The organism is Streptomyces aureus (genome assembly GCF_001418135.1).
Lineage (GTDB): Bacteria > Actinomycetota > Actinomycetes > Streptomycetales > Streptomycetaceae > Streptomyces > Streptomyces aureus_A.
In genome coordinates this window covers 1-3113 of the sequence record NZ_LIPQ01000653.1, presented here as the reverse complement: position 1 = coordinate 3113, position 3113 = coordinate 1, and the positions used below count along the sequence as shown (strand labels likewise).

4 protein-coding genes are annotated in these 3113 nt (G+C 71.8%); 3 read left to right on the top strand and 1 reads right to left on the bottom strand.

The annotated features are described in order from the left end of the window. Nucleotides 1–246: 246 nt before the first annotated feature. Nucleotides 247–747, top strand: coding sequence for an SRPBCC family protein (locus AOK00_RS35695; RefSeq protein WP_079042368.1), 501 nt, complete (start codon nucleotides 247–249; stop codon nucleotides 745–747). On the opposite strand, the gene AOK00_RS35690 is transcribed toward AOK00_RS35695, so the two are convergent. Then, complete coding sequence (locus AOK00_RS35690; RefSeq protein WP_055604252.1) at nucleotides 707–1849, bottom strand: PLP-dependent cysteine synthase family protein; 1143 nt, start codon at nucleotides 1847–1849, stop codon at nucleotides 707–709. The genes AOK00_RS35695 and AOK00_RS35690 overlap by 41 nt on opposite strands. Nucleotides 1850–2035: 186 nt before the next feature. Here AOK00_RS35690 and AOK00_RS35685 point away from each other — a divergent pair, with 186 nt between their 5' ends. Both AOK00_RS35685 and AOK00_RS35680 read left to right on the top strand, forming a co-directional pair. Next, nucleotides 2036–2362 (top strand): hypothetical protein, encoded by a 327-nt coding sequence (locus tag AOK00_RS35685; RefSeq protein ID WP_055604251.1) that lies wholly within the window; start codon nucleotides 2036–2038, stop codon nucleotides 2360–2362. A gap of 182 nt (nucleotides 2363–2544) precedes the next feature. Beyond that, nucleotides 2545–3113 (top strand): ATP-binding protein (locus AOK00_RS35680; protein WP_063886716.1); only part of this gene is annotated, 569 nt, incomplete at its 3' end.

Here is a 3113-nt window from a genome sequence, read left to right as displayed (position 1 = left end):
GAGGCCGACGGCGGAGGCCGGTGGCGGGTGCGGCCGACGGCTGAGGCCGGTGGCGAGTGCTGCCGACGGCGGGTGCGGCCGACGGCGGAGGCCGGCGGCGGGTGCTGCCGACGGCGGAGGCCGACGGCTGAGGCCCGCTCCGAGGAGTGAGCGGGGCCACCGTCCGCACCCCCTGTGCTGTTGACATTCCGTCAGCTAGGGTGCACTTCCGCTTCCGTCCTGTTCCATCCTGGGGAGGGTTGGTCCATGGCACGCCGACTGAGGCCGGTGGAGCTCGACTTCACCGTGTCCGCGCCCGTCCGTCTGGTCTTCACGGCGACGCTCGCCGCCCCGCCCCCGACGGTCTACCGGTCCCTCGCCGTGGAGGTGGGGAGCATGCCCGCCTGGTTCACCGCGGTCACCTCCGCCGTCCCGTCGGGCGACGGGGCGGGCCGGACGGTCCGCCTCCGGGGCGGGATCGTCTTCGAGGAGACGATCCTCGCCGCCGAGCCCGGCGCCCGGTACGCCTACCGGGTCGACTCGACCAACGCCCCCGGCATGGCGGCCCTCGCGGAGGAGTGGGCCCTCTCCCCCGTCGGCAAGGGCACCCGGCTGCGGTGGACGATGGCCGCCGACGGTGCCGCGCCGTTCCGGCTGGCGCTGCGCCTGGCGGGGCCGGGCGTGGGGCTGTCCTTCCGGGACGCCGCGCGCCGGCTCGACCGGCGGCTCACTCCGGCCAGGCCCCCGTCGCCAGGAACCGTTCGATAGCGGCGCTGTACGGGCCGATGTCCAGGCCCTGGGCGGCCAGCCATTCGTCGGAGTAGTACTTGTCCAGGTAGCGCTCGCCCCCGTCGCAGATCAGGGTGACGACACTGCCGGTCCGCTCGTGGGCGACCATCTCGGCGATGATCTTGAAGGCGCTCCACAGGCCGGTGCCTGTGGAACCGCCCGCCTTGCGGCCGATCGCCGCCTCCAGGGCGCGGACGGCGGCGACGCTCGCCGCGTCGGGGACCTTCATCATGCGGTCGATGGCGCCGGGCACGAAGCTCGGCTCCATCCGGGGACGGCCGATGCCCTCGATCCGCGAACCGCAGTCGGCGCTGGCGTGCGGGTCGTGATGCGTCCAGCCGTCGAAGAAACAGGAGTTCTCGGGGTCGGCGACACAGATGCGGGTGTCGTGCTGCATGTAGTGGACGTAGCGGGCGATGGTCGCCGAGGTGCCGCCGGTGCCCGCGGTGGCCACGATCCAGGCGGGCTCCGGATAGCGTTCCAGCCGCAGCTGCTGGTACATCGACTCGGCGATGTTGTTGTTGCCGCGCCAGTCGGTGGCCCGCTCCGCGTAGGTGAACTGGTCCATGTAGTGGCCGCCGGTGCGCTCGGCGAGCGCGGCGGCCTCCTCGTACATCGTGCGCGAGTCGTCGACGAAGTGGCACTGCCCGCCGTGGAATTCGATCAGCCGGCACTTCTCGGGGCTGGTCGTGCGGGGCATCACGGAGATGAAGGGGACGCCGATGAGCTTCGCGAAGTACGCCTCGGAGACGGCGGTCGAGCCGCTGGAGGCCTCGATGACCGGCTTGCCGGGCCGGATCCAGCCGTTGCAGAGGCCGTACAGGAAGAGGGAGCGGGCCAGGCGGTGCTTGAGGCTGCCGGTGGGGTGGGTGGACTCGTCCTTGAGGTAGAGGTCGATGCCCCACTTCTCGGGGAGCGGGAAGCGCAGCAGATGCGTGTCGGCCGAGCGGTTGGCGTCGGCCTGGACCTTGCGGACGGCCTCCTTGAGCCAGGACCGGTACGCCGGATCGGAGCGGTCGACGTCGACGGTCACCGCCGCGGCGGTGACACCGCTCTCCGCACTGTTCTCGGTGGTGCTCATCCGCGCCTCTCCTCGATCACTTCCCAGGTACTCCCCCGCCGCCGACGATACCCCTCCCACCTGGGCAAACGTTTCCTTTGACTCTCCATAGGGATGGCTTGCGGACGCCGTACGGAAGGGCCCCTGGTGCGGGCCGCGGCGGCCCGGCACACTGGGAGGGCAACCGGGTGAAAGGGGCGGATCGGCATGTCGGAACCCGAGTTCAGCGCCAGGGGCGTACGGATCGCCCGCTGGCCGCGTTCACTGACACGCGCCGGCGAGGTGCGGATCGAGGACGGGCGGCTCGCCCTCCTCACGAGTTACGGCAGCGAGATCGACAGCGCGCCCGTGACGGCGGTCCGGGCGGGACGCCCGTGGTTCGCGAAGCCCGACGAGGCGGTGGCCACCGTGAACGGCACGCGCTACCGGCTGACCCTCGACAAGGGCGGCGCCACCGGGGGCGAAGACCGCGGGGCGTCCGAGGAGTCGGGGCGGTTCCTGGCAGCGCTGAAGCGGGCGGCGGGGCGGCGCTGAGGCGACCGCTCGGCGTGTCGCGGGTCGCCGTGAGTTGCGGGACGCTCACCATTGGCTCACGCTGGAACCACCTCACCGAGGGTTGACCGGTGGTGACAGTGTGCTCAGGTCGCCACCCTGCTGTACCGCATGTGAGATCCGAATCTTCGTCTTCTTCCGGACTACTTCGGGGAGTCGCAGCCGTGATCAGCGAGCCGAGCAGGTACTACGCGGTGGAGCTCCACGCCCTGCCGTCGCGGATCGGACAGGTCCGCAGAATTGTTTCCGCGCATCTCCGTCATTGGCAGCTCGACGCTTTGATCGACCATGCCGTGCTCGGTGTCACCGAGCTTCTGACGAACGTCCACCGCCATGCCCAGCCGGACAAGCGGTGCACCGTCGAGATCGAGCTGCTGCTCGACCGCCTCACGGTCTCCGTCCGGGACCACGACCCCCGCATACCGGAGGCCGTCGGCTGCCCGGACCCGCTCGACGGAGGCGACGAGCTGGCCACGTCCGGTCGTGGCCTCGCCATCGTCGGCGCGGTCAGCGAGAGTTGGGGTGTCCGCCCGTGCGGGGCCGACGGGAAAGTGGTGTGGTTCACGCTCGCCGCGCCGCCGCCCGCCGTCCCGGTCGGGACGCGTTCCTACGCCGTGCTGGGCGCGACGACCGAGGGCCCGTTCCGTGAGTACGCGCCGTTCCCCGGCGTACCGCTCAGCGCCCCGGCCGAGCCGGCCCCCGCCCCTGCCCTCGAACCCGTTCTCGCGCCGGC